This is a genomic window from Streptomyces sp. RK62 (assembly GCF_018070255.1).
Classification (GTDB): domain Bacteria; phylum Actinomycetota; class Actinomycetes; order Streptomycetales; family Streptomycetaceae; genus Streptomyces; species Streptomyces nigra.
Genome location: NZ_JAGPYD010000011.1, coordinates 1 through 14,350 on the forward strand (window position 1 = coordinate 1; position 14,350 = coordinate 14,350).

Consider the following 14,350-nt stretch of genomic DNA (forward strand, 5'->3'; position numbering starts at 1 on the left):
GGCGCCGGGGGTGCCGGGGTCGAGGCCTGGTGGTCCGGCTCGGAGTCGGGCGCCCGCCTGGTCGGGACGGCGTCGTGCACGTCGTTCGGCAGGCGGGGGTCGGGGGCCCGGGGGGCGTCCGGGGTGGGCGGTGCGGGTGTGGCCACACCGGATGCGGACTCCGCACCGGGCGGCCCCGGCACAGAGGGCCCCTCGGCGATCGCACCCGGCTCGGGCGCGGGGACTCCGGCCCAGGTCGGCGCCGTACCGGAAGTTTCCGGTGTCTCGGAAGGTACGGCCTCCGGCGCCGGTGGCGCGGCGCCCACCAGACCCTGTCCAGATACGGCGTTCCCCCGCGCCGCGGTATCGGTGCCCTGGCCGCCCGCCTGCTCCAAAGCCGGGTGCGGCGCGGGGGCGAAGCCCTCCGTCGTCGAGAGGGCGGCTGCCTGGGGAGCGTCGGGGCGCGGAGGCGGAACGGCCACGGGGTGGACCGGGACTGTGGGTGTCGGGGGTGGGGAGGCCACCGGGTGCAGGGAGGACTCCAGGGTGTCCAGGGTTGGGCGGGCGGAGGGGTCCTTTTGGAGGAGGGCCGTGAGGATGGGGCGCAAGGGGCCTGCGGTGGACGGGAGTTCGGGCTCCTCGTAGAGGACCGCGTGCAGTGTCGCCAGTGTCGTGTCGCGGGAGAAGGGGGAGCGGCCGGCCAGGGCCGCGCACAGGGTCGCGCCCAGGGACCAGACGTCCGACGGCGGCCCCTGACGGCGCCCGGAGATGCGCTCGGGCGCCATGTAGTCGGGGGAGCCGACCAGCATGCCGACCATCGTGAGCGCCTTGGCGTCCTGGATGGCCGCGATGCCGAAGTCCGTCAGGACCACCCGCCCGCGCCCGCGTGCGGCCTCCGTCTCGACCAGGACGTTCCCCGGCTTGATGTCCCGGTGCAGCACACCGCGCGCGTGCACCTGCCGCAGAGCCGCCACCAGGCCGAGGCCGATCCTGGCGGTCTCGGCGGGGCCCAGCGGGCCGTCCTCCGCCATGATGCGTTCCAGGGAGCGGCCGGCCACCAACTCCATGACGATCCAGAGGTGTTCACCCTCGTCGACGACGTCGTAGACCCGTACGACATGGGGATGGTCGATCCGGGCCGTCGCCCGCGCCTCGCGCAGGGTGCGTTCACGGCGGGTGCGGGTGTCCTCGGGATCGAGGCCGTCTATCCGCATTTCCTTGACGGCGACCAGCCGGTCGAGCATTTCGTCGACCGCCCGCCACACCCGCCCCATTCCCCCCTGGCCGATACTCTCGACCAATCGATAGCGCCCCGTCACCAGTAAACCCGGAACCCCACCGCTTCTCGTATTCCCCGGCAATCCGCTGCACCCCCTCGATGCCGCATCGGACATCCGCCATTGAAACACAATGGTCACACTTCAGGCCGTACCAGCATAGTGCGGAGAAATCTTGTGGTAGCTCTTCAAGTACTGCGAATTCAGGCGCAGGCAAGGGGGACGAACATGAGTTCTCGTCGCACGACGGCCATCGCGGGATCGCTGGTCGCGACATCTTTCTCGGCAGTGATGATTTTCTCGTTCACCGCCAGTGCGGATGACCAGGGACCCGGCAGCAGCAAGGGGGGAAAGGTCATCGACGAGGCACCGGCGGGAGTGAAGCTCACCACCGAACTGCCCGAGAAAATCTCGGTGGACAACAGTTCGCAGAAAACCGGGATCACTGCCACCGTCAAGAACGAAGGGACCAAGGACAGCGGAAAGATCCAGCTATTGGTCGTCGGGTTCGACGGCCTGACGGTCAAGAATGTCGAGGGCTGCTCGGCCATCGACAAGGCCGCCCTCCCCGAGGGCTCGAACAGCGGTTTCGCCTGCCCGCTCGACAATCTCCCCGCGGGAGGGTCGAAGTCGTACGCCGTGGACGCGACGTTCGACGTACGCAAGGAGGGCAAGATCTGCCTGCCCGTCCAGACCGGGGACGGCAAGAAGACGTACTGGCAGCAGGGCCCGGTGCCGTTCGGGACGACCAATCCGTCACCGGACGCCCCGGCCACACCGCTGCTGCTGGGCACGGACAACAAGCCGGTGGCGCCGGGCGCCGACGAACTGCCCAAGACCGGCCTCGCCCGTGACGTCCTGCCGCTGGGCGCGGCCGGGGCGGCCCTGCTCGCGGTGGGCGCGGCCGGCCTGTGGTGGTCGCAGCTGCGGCGGACCCCGCAGGGCTGAGAGGCGGAACGGAAAGGACGAGAGGCTCGCCGGTCGCGTGTGCGCCCGGCGAGCCTCTCGTCCAGGGTGACGTCGCGTCAGCGGTCCAGGAGCTTCCAGGCCGTGGGCAGCGCGCCCATCGCCAGTGCCGCCTTCACCCCGTCGCCCACCAGGAACGGCACCAGGCCGGCCGCGATCGCGGCGGACGCCGACATGCCGGTGGCGAGGGCGAGGTAGGGGACGCCGACGGCGTAGATGATCGCCTCGCCGAGCAGCATCGCGCCGACGGTGCGCAGCGCGGTGCGGTCGGCGCCGCGGCGGGCCAGGGCGCCGACGACGGTGGCGGCCAGGATCATGCCGAGGATGTAGCCGAAGGACGGGGCGGTGGCGCCCGAGGTGCCCTGCGCGAACCACGGCACGCCCGCCATGCCGGCCAGCGCGTACAGCGCGAGCGAGAGGAAGCCGCGGCCGGCGCCGAGCGCGGTGCCGACCAGCAGCACGGCGAGGGTCTGGCCGGTCACCGGGACCGGGGAGCCCGGCACGGGCACGGAGATCTGGGCGGCCAGGCCGGTGAGGGCGGCACCGCCGGCGACGAGCGCGATGTCGCGGACGCGGGAGGCGGGGAGCAGGTCGGCGAGGACCTGTCCGGTGCGTGCGGGGGCTGCGGCGGCGGTGCTCATGGGGACTCCGCGGAGTGAGGGCGGTACGGGACGCTGTGACGCTATCCCAGGGTGTTCCGCTCCCTCACCGTCAGTGGTCGACAAAGGCGGGATCATGGGCTTGGTGGGCTCCGGACAAAGGAGGTGCCGTACACACCGTCCGGGGTGATGCCGGTCACTGAGGCAGGGACGTTCGGCTCACAGGCCGGGGGTCCGGGCCGTCTGTAGGGTTCCACCAATCATGTTGCCCGCGTATGAAGAACCGTCTCGCCCGTCGGTCGCCGTCTGGGCAGCACCGGCGCGCTTTGCTAGCTTCGAACGCATGGTCGCCCAGTCCCGGAACTTCACGTCGCGTCGCCATGTCGACCTGCGACGCGTGGGTGCCGCCGCCTGTCGCCGTCCGGGGTGAGCCGGCCCGGGTGACCCGGCCCGGCTCGCCGTTCTCCACGGCGCAGTGTCGGACCGGATCCCGAGGAAGTTCCCCCATGCCCCGTACCGCGGCACCCATCCTGTCGTCCCCCTCCACCACCCTCTCCTCGTCCCCGATTCCCCGGGTCGCCGACCCGGACCGGCGGCGGACCAGCGCGAGCGTCGTCCTGCGGTCCGTGCTGGAGCACGGGCCCGTGGCGCGCAGCACCATCGCCCGGCTGACCGGGCTGTCCCCGGCGTCGGTGACCGGCCACTGCGCCCGGCTCGCCGGGCTGGGCCTGATCCGTGAGGCGGCCGCGCCCCGGCCGTCCGGCGGGGTCGGGCGCCCGCACGTACCGGTCGACCTGGACGACTCACGGCTGGTGGTCGGCGGGGTGCATGTGGCGGTGCCGTACACCACGGTGGCGCTGCTCGATCTGCGTGGCCGGGTCGTGGCGCACCGGGAGATCCCGCACTCCGGTCCGGCCGATCCGTACGACGTGCTGGACCGGGCCGCCGGGACGCTGGCCGCGCTGCTCGGCGAGCGGCCCGGGGTTAGGCCGCTCGGGGTCGGCTTCGCGGCCGGGGGCTGGGTGGACCGGGCCTCGGGGGCGGTCGTCGAGCATCCGCTGCTGGGCTGGCGGGAGGTGCCGGTGCGCGAGGTGCTCGAAGCGCGTACCGGGCTGCCGGTCCATGTGGACGGGCACGCGCGGGCGTTGGTGAACGCGGAGCGGCTGTTCGGGCGGGCGCGTGGCAGCCGCAGTGTGCTGCACCTGTTCGTGGGCAACGTGGTCGACGCGGCGTTCGCGACGAACGACGAGGTGCACCACGGTCCCCGGTCGCAGGCCGGCGCGATCGCCCATCTGCCGGTGCCCGGCGGCACGGAGCGGTGCGCCTGCGGCCGGACCGGCTGCCTCCAGGCCGAGTTGAGCGAGCGGACGCTGTGCCGCCGGGCGCGGGCGGCCGGCGTCATCGGCGGCTGGAACCCCCGGCATGTGGTGCGCGCGGCCCGGGACGGGGACGCGACGGCCGTACGGCTGCTGACCGAGCGGGCGCGGGCGACCGGCCGGGCGGTGGGGCTGCTGCTCGACGTGCTCAACCCGGAGACCGTCGTCGTCACGGAGATCGGTGTCCTCAGCCGTGAGGACTGTCTCGGGGCGCTGCGCGCGGCGGTGGGCGACGGGCGCGCGGCGTCGGTCGTGCCGTCGGGTTTCCCGGATTCCGTGCTGGCGGTGGCGGGCGGTTCGGTGGCTCTGGACGTGCTCTACCGGGACCCTCTGGGTGTGCCCTCGGGCGTTTCACCTGAGGTTATTTAATTCAGAAACTCCGAATATTGACAGCGATCACCCGCGAACGGGAACATGCTGGTCATGAGCCTGTTCGTGAGCTGTCGCACCCACTGTTGCTGACACGTCGCCGCGTGTGAAGCGCTCATCCTCCCCTGCGTGAATTCTCTTTTCCCGGCCTTTTTCCGGCCCGCTCCCTGAATTCCGCATGCTCTTTTTCCGGTTTCCCTTTCCATCTCCCTCTGGAGTCCTCCCATGCCTTCCTCCCCCGTGTCCGGTGTCGACCGGCGGTTCTTCCTGACCTCGGCGCTCGGTGCCGTGGCCGGTGTCGCGGGCCTCAGCGGCTGCGCCGGCAGCGCGGCCGCCGGCAGTGAGGGCGCCTCGACCGCCCCGCTCGCCGCCAAGGTGCCCGCGGGCACCTCGCTGAAGATCGCCTCGTACCAGGACACCCAGCAACTGCAGCTCAAGCTCGCCAAGTTGGGCGACCCACCCTTCAAGGTGAGCAGTTGGCTGAACATCGGCGCCGGTCCCGACGTCATCAACGCCTTCCGATCCGGCTCGCTGGAGCTGGCCAACAACGCGGGGATCCCGCCGATCCAGGCGTACTACCAGGGCTTCGACGCGAAGATCGTGGCGATCAACATCACCCGTAAGCCGAACTACCTCTTCGCCACCAAGCCCGGCAGCGACATCCGCACGGTCGCGGACTTCAAGGGCAGGCGGCTGGCGTTCTCCCAGGGCCAGGCGCAGGGCGTCGTCCTGCTGCGGGCGCTGAAGAAGGCGGGCCTGAAGTACGACGACGTGGAGCTGGTGCCGCTGACCAGCAACCAGTTCCTCACCGCCCTGCAGTCCGGCCAGGTCGACATCGCCCCGCTCGCCAACAGCCAGGCCCCCGCGTATCTGAAGCAGTACGAGGGCAAGGGCGCCCGCACCATCCCCACCGACGTCGTCGACCTGCTCAGCCTGCTGTGGGCGCCGGTCTCGGTGCTGAACGACAAGGCGAAGGCCGCCGCGGTCGCCGCCTACATCCCGTACTGGGCGAAGGGCCAGGTGTGGGCGTACGAGCACCCGGACGTCTGGAACCGGGAGTTCTACGTCAAGACGCAGAACCTGAGCCTGGCGCAGGCCGAGGCGATCACGGAGCTCGCCAACAAGCCGCTGTTCCCGCCGAACTGGCGCGAGGCCATCGAGTGGGAGCAGGAGACCGCCGATCTGCTCGCGGAGGGCGGCTTCGTGAAGAAGTTCGACGTCGGCGAGCTCTTCGACCACCGCTTCGAGGGCATCGCGGCCAAGGCCGTGTCCGCGGAATACCGGAGGTGACCGCCATGACCACCACGACCGTTCCCGAGGCACCACCCCTCGCCGGGCCGGACCGCCGCGTCCGCCGGCGCCGCCCCCTGACCCCCGGCCGCCGCCTCCCCGCCGCCCGGCTCGCCGGCCCCCTGCTGCTCGTCGTGCTGTGGGCCGCCGCCTCCGCCGCCGGAGCCCTCGACCCCGGCGCGATCCCGGCGCCCTGGACGGTCGTCGAGACCGGCGCCCATCTGTGGACGGACGGGACCCTGCCGGACGACGTGCTGACGTCGTTGCAGCGGGCCGCGACCGGGTTCGTCATCGGGCTCACCGCCGGGGTCGTCCTGGCGCTGGCGTCCGGGCTGACCCGGACCGGGGAGGCGCTGATCGACGGGACGGTCAACCTCAACCGGGCCATCCCGACGCTCGGTCTCATCCCGCTGTTCATCCTGTGGCTGGGCATCGGCGAGACCTTCAAGATCGCGATCATCGCCATCGTCGTCTACATCCCGATCTATCTGAACACCCATGCCGCGCTGTCCGGCATCGACAGCCGCTTCGTGGAACTCGCCGAGGTGCAGGGCCTGAACCGGCTCCGCTTCATCCGGCAGATCGTCGTCCCGGGCGCGCTGCCCGGCTTCTTCGTCGGGCTCCGGCTCGGCGTGACCGGGTCCTGGCTGGGCCTGGTGGTGCTCGAGCAGATCAACGCCACCAGCGGCCTCGGCTATCTGATGTTCCAGGCGCAGAACTACGGCCAGACGGACGTCATCCTCGTCGGGCTCGTCGTCTACGGCATCTTCGGCCTGGTCTCCGACACCGCTGTCCGCCTCATCGAACGGAGGGTGCTGTCGTGGCGCCGCACACTGAGCAGCTGACCCGTCCCGCCGTCCAACTGCGCGGCTTGACCAGGTCGTTCGACGGACGGACGGTCCTCGACGGCATCGACCTCGATCTGCCCGCCGGCCAGTTCACGGCGCTGCTGGGGCACAGCGGCTCCGGGAAGAGCACGCTGCTGCGGGCCGTCGCGGGCCTGGACCACGAGGTCACCGGCAGTGGACAACTCACCGCCCCCGAGCGGGTTTCCGTGGTCTTCCAGGACTCCCGGCTGCTGCCCTGGCGCCGGGTCCTGGACAACGTCCTCCTCGGCCTCGACGGCAAGGACGCGGCGGAGCGGGGCCGCCAAGCCCTCGCCGAGGTCGGTCTGGAGGGCAGGGAACGGGCCTGGCCGAACGAGCTGTCCGGCGGTGAGGCGCAGCGGGCCGCGCTCGCCCGGTCCCTGGTGCGCGAGCCGGAACTGCTGCTCGCGGACGAGCCGTTCGGGGCGCTGGACGCGCTGACCCGGATCAAGATGCACAACCTGCTGCGGGAGCTGTGGGAGCGCCACCGCCCGTCCGTCCTGCTCGTCACCCACGACGTCGACGAGGCGATCGTGCTCGCCGACCGGGTGCTCGTCCTGGAGCACGGCCGGATTGCGCTCGACGTGACGATCGACCGCGACACACCCCGGTCGGCGTACCGGGAACGGCTGCTCGCGGCGCTCGGCGTGACCGAGGACCCGAGGTGACCACCGGCTCCCACGATCGCGCCCCCTTCTCCCCCCGACCGAGGACTCCCATGACCCGACAGCTCCATCTGAACGCCTTCCTCATGAACACCGGCCACCACGAGGCCTCCTGGCGGCTCCCGGAGAGCGATCCGTACGCGCATGTCGACCTCGCGCACTACGTACGGCTGGCGCGGACCGCCGAGCGCGGCACCTTCGACTCACTGTTCCTCGCCGACGGCCCGCAGCTGTGGAGCAATCTCGCGCAGCGGCCCGCCGGCGCCCTGGAGCCGCTGACGCTGCTGACCGCGCTGGCGACGGCCACCGAGCACATCGGGCTGATCGCCACCGCGTCCACGTCCTACAACTCGCCGTACAACCTGGCCCGCAAGTTCGCCTCGCTGGACATCGTCAGCGGCGGCCGGGCCGGCTGGAACATCGTCACCACCGCCGGTGCCGAGGCCGCCCGGAACTTCGGCCTGGACGCCGAGCCCGCGCACGCCGAACGGTACGCCCGGGCCGCCGAGTTCCTGGACGTCGCCCAGAAGCTGTGGGACAGCTGGGAGGACGACGCGATCGTCGCCGACAAGGCGGCCGGGGTGTGGGGCGACGACGCGAAGATCCATCCGCCGCGGCACCGGGGGACGTACTTCCAGGTCCAGGGGGCGCTCAACGTGCCGCGCACCCCGCAGGGCTACCCGCTGCTCGTGCAGGCCGGGTCCAGCGAGGACGGCAAGCGCTTCGCCGCGCGCTACGCGGAGGCCGTGTTCACCGCGCAGCAGACCATCGAGGACGCGCGGGCCTTCTACGCCGACCTGAAGGCCCGTACGGCCGAGGCGGGCCGGGACCCCGACCACATCAAGGTGCTGCCGGGCATCGTCCCGGTGATCGGCTCCACGGAGGCCGAGGCGCGGGACGCCGAGCAGGTGCTGGAGGACCACATCGTGCACACGCACGGGGTGGCCCGGCTGGAGAGCCTGCTGCAGCTGGAGCCCGGCTCCCTGGAGCTGGACGCCCCCCTGCCCGCCGACCTGCCGTCCGAGGACGCCGTCGAGGGCGCCAAGAGCCGGTACACGCTGGTCGTGGAGCTGGCCCGGCGCGAACGCCTCACGGTCCGGCAGCTGATCGGGCGGCTCGGCGGCGGGCGCGGCCACCTCACCTTCGCCGGCACCCCGGAGCAGGTCGCCGACGCCATCGAGACGTGGTTCACGCAGGGAGCGGCCGACGGCTTCAACATCATGCCGCCGGTGCTGCCGTCCGGTCTGGATGCCTTCGTCGACCACGTGGTGCCGATCCTGCGCGAGCGCGGTCTGCTGCGCACCGCGTACGGGCCGCGCCGGACGCTGCGCGAGCGGTACGGCCTGCCGCGCCCCGCCAACCAGTACACCGTCCGCGAGAACGCCCTCGTCTGAGTCACCCGAGTCCCCCGAGTCACCCCTACCGAAAGGACACGCCCGTGTCAGGCATCGAGATCCAGAAGGTCACCGCGCACATCGGAGCCCGTGTGTCCGGCGTCGACATCTCCCGGCCGCTCGACGGGGAGACCGTCGCCGCGCTGCGCGAGGCCCTCAACACTCACAAGGCGCTCGTGTTCGACGACGTGAACCTGGACGACGCCACCCACCAGGACTTCGTCCGTCACTTCGGCGACGTCACCACCGCCCATCCGACGGTCTCCTCGATCGCCGGCGCCCCGAACGTGCTGCCCGTGGACAGCGAGCGGGGCCGTGCCGCCAACCACTGGCACACCGACGTCACCTTCGTCCTCAACCCGCCGCAGGCCACGACCCTGCGCAGCATCACCCTCCCGCCGTACGGCGGCGAGACGCTGATCGCCAACGCGGCGGCCGCCTACCGCCAGCTGCCCGAACCGCTCCGGAATCTGGCGGACACCCTGTGGGCGGAGCACACCAACGACTACGACTACGCGGTGCCGGACGAGGAGATCGACGAGCGGCAGGCCGCCCAGCGCGCCCAATTCACGTCGATCACGTACCGCACGGTCCACCCGGTGGTGCGGGTCCACCCGCTGACCGGGGAGCGCGGTCTGTTCATCGGCGGGTTCGCCCAGCGGATCGTGGGTCTGTCGCCGGGCGAGTCCCGCAAGATCCTCGACCTGCTGCAGGCGTACGTCACCCGGCCGGAAAACATCCTGCGCCACCGCTGGTCGGAGAACCAGCTGGTCGTCTTCGACAACCGCATCACCCAGCACTACGCGGTCGACAACTACGACGGTCTGCCGCGCCGGCTGCACCGGGTGACCGTCGCCGGTGACGTGCCGGCCGGGATCGAGGGGAAGGAGAGCTACTCGATCGAGGGGGACGCGTCGCACTACACGCCGGTCGCCGCGTGACACAGGGATCACACAGGGTGCGGCCGGTGTCCGCATAGTGGGCAGCCTCTCCTCCTGAGCGGAGAGGCTGCCCATGCTGTGGGGGTTTTTTGCCCTCTCACGCATTGGACGAGCCGCGCCCATGCAGAACAGCACCACCGAGTCGACGCCCGCGAAGGCGGCCGACGCCCCCCTGTCCCACGGCCTCAAACAGCGCCATCTGTCGATGATCGCCCTCGGCGGTGTCATCGGCGCCGGGCTGTTCGTCGGGTCCGGTGCGGGCATCGCCGCCGCCGGACCGTCGATCGTCGTCGCCTATGTCGTCTCCGGCCTCCTCGTCATGCTGGTGATGCGGATGCTCGGCGAGATGTCGGCCGCGTATCCCTCCTCCGGTTCCTTCTCCGCGCACGCCGAGCGGGCGATCGGCCCCTGGGCGGGGTTCACCGCCGGCTGGTCCTTCTGGGTCCTGCTGTGCACGGCCGTCGGGCTGGAGGGCATCGGCGCGGCGAAGATCGTCACCGGCTGGCTGCCCGGCACCCCGGAGTGGGCGTGGGTGGCCCTGTTCATGGTGGTGTTCTGCGGCGCGAACCTGGCCGCGGTGAAGAACTTCGGCGAGTTCGAGTTCTGGTTCGCCGCGCTGAAGGTCGGCGCGATCGCGCTGTTCCTGGTGCTGGGCGGGCTGGCCATCGCCGGTCTGCTGCCCGGCACCGACGCGCCCGGGACCGCACACCTCACCGGTGAGGGCGGCTTCCTGCCGAACGGCACCGAGGGACTGATCATCGGCCTGCTGGCGTCGGTGTTCGCCTACGGCGGCATGGAGACCGTCACCATCGCCGCGGCCGAGTCGGAGGACCCGGTCAGCGGGGTGGCGCGCGCGGTGCGCACCGCCATGTGGCGGATCGCCCTGTTCTACATCGGCTCGATGGCGGTCGTGGTCACCCTGGTCCCCTGGGACTCCGCCGCGGTCGTCGAGAAGGGCCCGTACGTGGCCACCCTCGACCGGCTGGGCATCCCCGGCGCCGGGCAGCTGATGAACGTGGTGGTCCTGGTCGCCCTGCTGAGCGCCATGAACGCCAACATCTACGGCTCCTCGCGGATCGCCTACTCCCTGGTCCAGCGCGGCCAGGGCCCGGCGGGGCTGGGCAAGGTCGCGGGCGGTGTGCCGAGGATCGCGGTGCTCGCGTCGTCCGTCTTCGGCTTCGTGTGCGTCGTCCTGTCGTACTGGCGTCCCGACGACGTCTTCCCGTGGCTGCTGAACATGATCGGCGCGGTGATCCTGGTCGTCTGGATCTTCATCGCGGTGTCCCAGCTGCGGCTGCGCCAGCGTCTGGAGCGTGAGTCGCCGGAGAAGCTGGTCGTGCGCATGTGGGCGTTCCCGGTGCTGACGTGGGTGGCCCTGGCCGGGATGGCAGCGATCTTCGTGCTGATGGCCCGCGAGGCCGACACGCGGGTGCAGCTGTACTCGACCGGCGCGATGACCCTGGTCCTGGCGGCCGTCGGCTACGCCTGGCAGCGCTCGCGCGCCCGGAGCTGACCGGTCCGCTCCCCCGGCGAAGCCCCCGTGTGATCCACACGGGGGCTTTTTGCTGTTAGCTTGTTATTGCAAGCTACTTGCAACAAGAGAGCCGAGGGGACCTCCATGCCCGTCTACACACTCCCTGACCTGCCCTACGACTACGCCGCGCTCGCGCCCGTGATCAGCCCCGAGATCATCGAGCTGCACCACGACAAGCACCACGCGGCGTACGTCAAGGGAGCCAACGACACGCTGGAGCAGCTGGCCGAGGCGCGGGACAAGGAGGCGTGGGGGTCGATCAACGGGCTGGAGAAGAGCCTGGCCTTCCATCTGTCCGGGCACATCCTGCACAGCATCTACTGGCGGAACATGTCCGGCGACGGCGGCGGTGAGCCGCTGGAGAAGGACGGCGTGGGCGAGCTCGCCGACGCCCTCGCAGAATCCTTCGGCTCCTTCGCCCACTTCAAGGCCCAGCTGTCCAAGGCGGCCGCGACCACACAGGGCTCGGGCTGGGGCGTGCTCGCGTACGAGCCGCTGAGCGGCCGGCTGATCGTCGAGCAGGTCTACGACCACCAGGGCAACGTCGGCCAGGGCGCCACCCCGATCCTGGTCTTCGACGCCTGGGAGCACGCCTTCTATCTGCAATACCGCAACCAGAAGGTGGACTTCATCGAGGCGATGTGGCAGGTCGTGAACTGGCAGGACGTCGCCGCCCGCTACACGGCCGCCCGCTCCCGCACGGACGCGCTGCTGCTGGCCCCCTGATCCCGTGAGTCGTCCTGCCTCGTGATCGTCTTCTCACCGCTCACGCAGGGCAGGCGGAAGAAACGGAGGCCCCCGCGAGGACGTGACTCGCGGGGGCTTTCCGGCGTCAGAGGCACCAGGGGTTGCGGGCGAGCCCGCCGTGCCGGCCGATCGGACGGAGTGCCCCGCGCCGGGCTCCGGGCGCCACAACGGCAGTCGATCTCCGTCATGGGGTCATCGTGCTCCGCAGGTCCGGTTCGCAGGGGACGTTCAGGGAGAGAAGTGCCGCCTGTCCCTGCGGAGTCAGGCGTAGTTCGGTGAGGGCCGTGTTGCGCAGGCGTGGGAGTACGCGGCGGTACTCGCGGGGCGGGATCGAGAGCAGGGTGCACAGGACCAGCCGCAGCAGGGTGTTGTGGGCGACCACGAGCACCCGTTCGCCGGGGTGGGCGGTGGCGATCTCCCGCAAGGCGGTGACTCCGCGACGGGCGGCGGCCGTCGGGTCCTCGGCGTCCGGGAACGGGTGGGCCACCGGGTCGGCGCGGTACGCCTCCGCGGCGGCCGGGTGCTCGGCGGCGAACTCGGCGAGCGTACGGCCCTCCAGGACGCCGAAGTCGCATTCGCGCAGGCCCGGTTCGCGGTGCGGGGTGAGGCCGAGGGCGCGGCAGGCGGGCTCGGCGGTGACGACGGCCCGGGACAGCGGCGAGGTCCAGACGGCGTCGACCGGGTGGGCGGCGGCCCATCGGCCCAGTGCCTCGGCCTGGGCGCGCCCGGTGTCGGTGAGGGGCACGTCGCTGATCCCGGCGTAGCGGTTCTCGGCGTGCCAGATCGTCTGCCCGTGCCGGGCCAGGAGCAGCGTCGTGCTCGAGCTCGTCGTCATGAGTCGGCAGTATCCCCGTCGTCGAGGCGGGCGTGTGCGTGCGCAGCGACCGGTGGCGGGAGCCAGCCGCGGGCCATCAGTTCGTCGACCAGGCGGGCGTAGGGCTCGGCGAAGCGGGCGGTGCGGCCGGGGCGGGGCTCTACGGGCGGGCCGAGTCGGACCATGGCCTCGGCGGCGTCCGTGAGCGCCGGCGCCGCGCCCGTGCCGTACGCCGCCAGCGCGGCCATGCCCTGGGCCGGTTCGGTCTGCCGGGGCACCCGGGCGGGCCGGCCGAGGACGTCGGCGCGCAGCTGGTTCCAGTACGGGCTGCGGGCGGCGCCGCCGGTGAAGGTGAGCGGGCCGTCGACGGGGGCGCCGAGGTGGTGCAGATAGTCCAGGCAGAGGCGTTCGGCGAAGGCGACGCCCTGGAGGAGCCCGGCCCACAGGTCGGCGTCGGACTCCGGTTCGCCGAGGACGAGCGAGGTGGCGCCGGGGGCCAGGAACGGGAACCGCTCGCCGGGTGACACCAGCGGGTAGGTGACGGCGCCGGAGGGCTCGTGGGCGGCGGCCCGCTCGTCCATGACGGCGGGGTCGGCGCCGGGGAACGCGGCGGTGAGGACGCCCGCGCCCACGCTGGAGGCGCCGCCGGGCAGCCAGCTGCCGTCGGGGGCACGGTGGTTGTAGACCACGCCGGACGGGTCGCGGACCGGGGTGAGGGAGGCGCCCTTGAGGACGAGCGTCGTGCCGAGTACCGAGTTCCAGGCGCCGGGGCGCAGCGCGGCGGAGGCGATCTGGGCCGCGCAGCCGTCGGTCATACCGGCGATGACGGGGGTGCCGGCGGGGATGCCGGTGGCGTCGGCGGCGGACGTGGACACCTCACCGAGCCGGGTGCCGGGCGGCACGACGTCCGGGACGGCTTCGTCGGGCAGGCCGAGCCGGGCCAGCGCGTCCGGCCAGGCGCCGCGCTCCAGGTCGTAGCCGGTCTTCAGGGCGTGGCTGGAGTCGGCCGGGGGCAGCGCGCCGGTGAGGAGCAGGACCATCAGGTCCGGCTGGTGGGTGATGCGGCCCGGCCCGTGGGTCTCGGTCAGCCACAGCGCCTTGGGCAGCGCCCAGGTGTCCTGCACGGCGAGCCCGGCGGCGCGCGCCCGCGCCGCCTGCTGCGTCGCGCGGGCGTCGTCGTACATGAGCGAGGGGCTCGTCGGGTGGCCGGCGCCGTCGGTGAGCAGCACGGTGCCGGAGGTCCCGCAGAGCGCGAGCCCGCCGATCGGGGTGCCGGTCCGGCCGCGCAGGGCGGCGCGGGTGGCGGCGCACAGGCCGTCCCACCAGGACGCCGGGTCCTGTTCGTGCCGTACGCCGTCGCGCCGGCCGGCCAGCGGCGCCGAGCCGCTGCCGAGGACCGTGCCGTCCCCGGTGACCAGCAGGGCGCGCACGCTCTGGGTGCCCAGGTCGATCCCGAGCCAGGCCGCCTCGTCCCGGTCCGCCATCCGGCCTCCCGCACAGTTGGAAACGTTAACTTCTCACTCTGCACCGATA

13 protein-coding genes are annotated in these 14,350 nt (G+C 72.0%); 9 read left to right on the forward strand and 4 right to left on the reverse strand.

The window, feature by feature from the left end:
* Positions 1-1,253: serine/threonine-protein kinase (locus tag KBY32_RS35470; protein ID WP_247689814.1), on the reverse strand; the 1,253-nt coding region annotated here is incomplete at its 3' end.
* 231 nt (positions 1,254-1,484) lie between these two features.
* Here KBY32_RS35470 and KBY32_RS21580 point away from each other — a divergent pair.
* Positions 1,485-2,204, forward strand: a complete 720-nt coding sequence (locus KBY32_RS21580) for a hypothetical protein (RefSeq protein WP_210981241.1) — start codon at positions 1,485-1,487, stop codon at positions 2,202-2,204.
* A 77-nt stretch (positions 2,205-2,281) separates the two neighbouring features.
* Here the strand turns inward: KBY32_RS21580 and KBY32_RS21585 are convergent, their stop codons facing one another.
* Complete coding sequence (locus KBY32_RS21585) at positions 2,282-2,863, reverse strand: biotin transporter BioY (RefSeq protein WP_210981242.1); 582 nt, start codon at positions 2,861-2,863, stop codon at positions 2,282-2,284.
* A gap of 464 nt (positions 2,864-3,327) precedes the next feature.
* Here KBY32_RS21585 and KBY32_RS21590 point away from each other — a divergent pair, with 464 nt between their 5' ends.
* From KBY32_RS21590 to KBY32_RS21625, 8 genes are all read left to right on the forward strand, one after another.
* The gene (locus KBY32_RS21590) at positions 3,328-4,566 is read left to right on the forward strand and encodes an ROK family transcriptional regulator (RefSeq protein ID WP_210981243.1); all 1,239 of its coding nucleotides are present in this window, start codon (positions 3,328-3,330) and stop codon (positions 4,564-4,566) included.
* A 225-nt stretch (positions 4,567-4,791) separates the two neighbouring features.
* A complete protein-coding gene (locus KBY32_RS21595) occupies positions 4,792-5,856 on the forward strand; it encodes an ABC transporter substrate-binding protein (RefSeq protein WP_210981244.1) in 1,065 nt (354 codons plus the stop codon).
* A gap of 5 nt (positions 5,857-5,861) precedes the next feature.
* The gene (locus KBY32_RS21600; protein ID WP_210981245.1) at positions 5,862-6,701 is read left to right on the forward strand and encodes an ABC transporter permease; all 840 of its coding nucleotides are present in this window, start codon (positions 5,862-5,864) and stop codon (positions 6,699-6,701) included.
* Positions 6,677-7,390 (forward strand): ABC transporter ATP-binding protein, encoded by a 714-nt coding sequence (locus KBY32_RS21605; RefSeq protein WP_115508649.1) that lies wholly within the window; start codon positions 6,677-6,679, stop codon positions 7,388-7,390. Before KBY32_RS21600 ends, KBY32_RS21605 begins: the two co-directional genes overlap by 25 nt.
* 50 nt (positions 7,391-7,440) lie before the next feature.
* Positions 7,441-8,781: an LLM class flavin-dependent oxidoreductase gene (locus tag KBY32_RS21610; protein WP_210981246.1), complete on the forward strand. Its 1,341-nt coding sequence runs from the start codon at positions 7,441-7,443 to the stop codon at positions 8,779-8,781.
* 44 nt (positions 8,782-8,825) lie between these two features.
* The gene (locus KBY32_RS21615) at positions 8,826-9,722 is read left to right on the forward strand and encodes a TauD/TfdA family dioxygenase (protein WP_115508647.1); all 897 of its coding nucleotides are present in this window, start codon (positions 8,826-8,828) and stop codon (positions 9,720-9,722) included.
* A 121-nt stretch (positions 9,723-9,843) separates the two neighbouring features.
* Positions 9,844-11,235, forward strand: coding sequence for an amino acid permease (locus tag KBY32_RS21620; protein WP_210981247.1), 1,392 nt, complete (start codon positions 9,844-9,846; stop codon positions 11,233-11,235).
* Between the two features lie 105 nt (positions 11,236-11,340).
* Positions 11,341-11,982: a superoxide dismutase gene (locus tag KBY32_RS21625; RefSeq protein ID WP_210981248.1), complete on the forward strand. Its 642-nt coding sequence runs from the start codon at positions 11,341-11,343 to the stop codon at positions 11,980-11,982.
* Positions 11,983-12,187: 205 nt separating this feature from the next.
* On the opposite strand, the gene KBY32_RS21630 is transcribed toward KBY32_RS21625, so the two are convergent.
* Positions 12,188-12,838 carry a histidine phosphatase family protein gene (locus KBY32_RS21630; RefSeq protein ID WP_210981249.1) on the reverse strand — a complete coding sequence of 217 codons (651 nt, stop codon included), beginning with the start codon at positions 12,836-12,838 and terminating at the stop codon, positions 12,188-12,190.
* Positions 12,835-14,301, reverse strand: coding sequence for an FGGY-family carbohydrate kinase (locus KBY32_RS21635; RefSeq protein ID WP_210981250.1), 1,467 nt, complete (start codon positions 14,299-14,301; stop codon positions 12,835-12,837). The genes KBY32_RS21630 and KBY32_RS21635 overlap by 4 nt, the downstream gene beginning before the upstream one ends.
* Between the last annotated feature and the right edge of the window lie 49 nt (positions 14,302-14,350).

Coding starts and splice junctions, on each gene's coding strand:
- KBY32_RS21580 (WP_210981241.1), top strand. CDS start 1,485: ATGAGTTCTCGTCGCACGACGGCCATCGCGGGATCGCTGGTCGCGACA.
- KBY32_RS21585 (WP_210981242.1), bottom strand. CDS start 2,863: ATGAGCACCGCCGCCGCAGCCCCCGCACGCACCGGACAGGTCCTCGCC.
- KBY32_RS21590 (WP_210981243.1), top strand. CDS start 3,328: ATGCCCCGTACCGCGGCACCCATCCTGTCGTCCCCCTCCACCACCCTC.
- KBY32_RS21595 (WP_210981244.1), top strand. CDS start 4,792: ATGCCTTCCTCCCCCGTGTCCGGTGTCGACCGGCGGTTCTTCCTGACC.
- KBY32_RS21600 (WP_210981245.1), top strand. CDS start 5,862: ATGACCACCACGACCGTTCCCGAGGCACCACCCCTCGCCGGGCCGGAC.
- KBY32_RS21610 (WP_210981246.1), top strand. CDS start 7,441: ATGACCCGACAGCTCCATCTGAACGCCTTCCTCATGAACACCGGCCAC.
- KBY32_RS21620 (WP_210981247.1), top strand. CDS start 9,844: ATGCAGAACAGCACCACCGAGTCGACGCCCGCGAAGGCGGCCGACGCC.
- KBY32_RS21625 (WP_210981248.1), top strand. CDS start 11,341: ATGCCCGTCTACACACTCCCTGACCTGCCCTACGACTACGCCGCGCTC.
- KBY32_RS21630 (WP_210981249.1), bottom strand. CDS start 12,838: ATGACGACGAGCTCGAGCACGACGCTGCTCCTGGCCCGGCACGGGCAG.
- KBY32_RS21635 (WP_210981250.1), bottom strand. CDS start 14,301: ATGGCGGACCGGGACGAGGCGGCCTGGCTCGGGATCGACCTGGGCACC.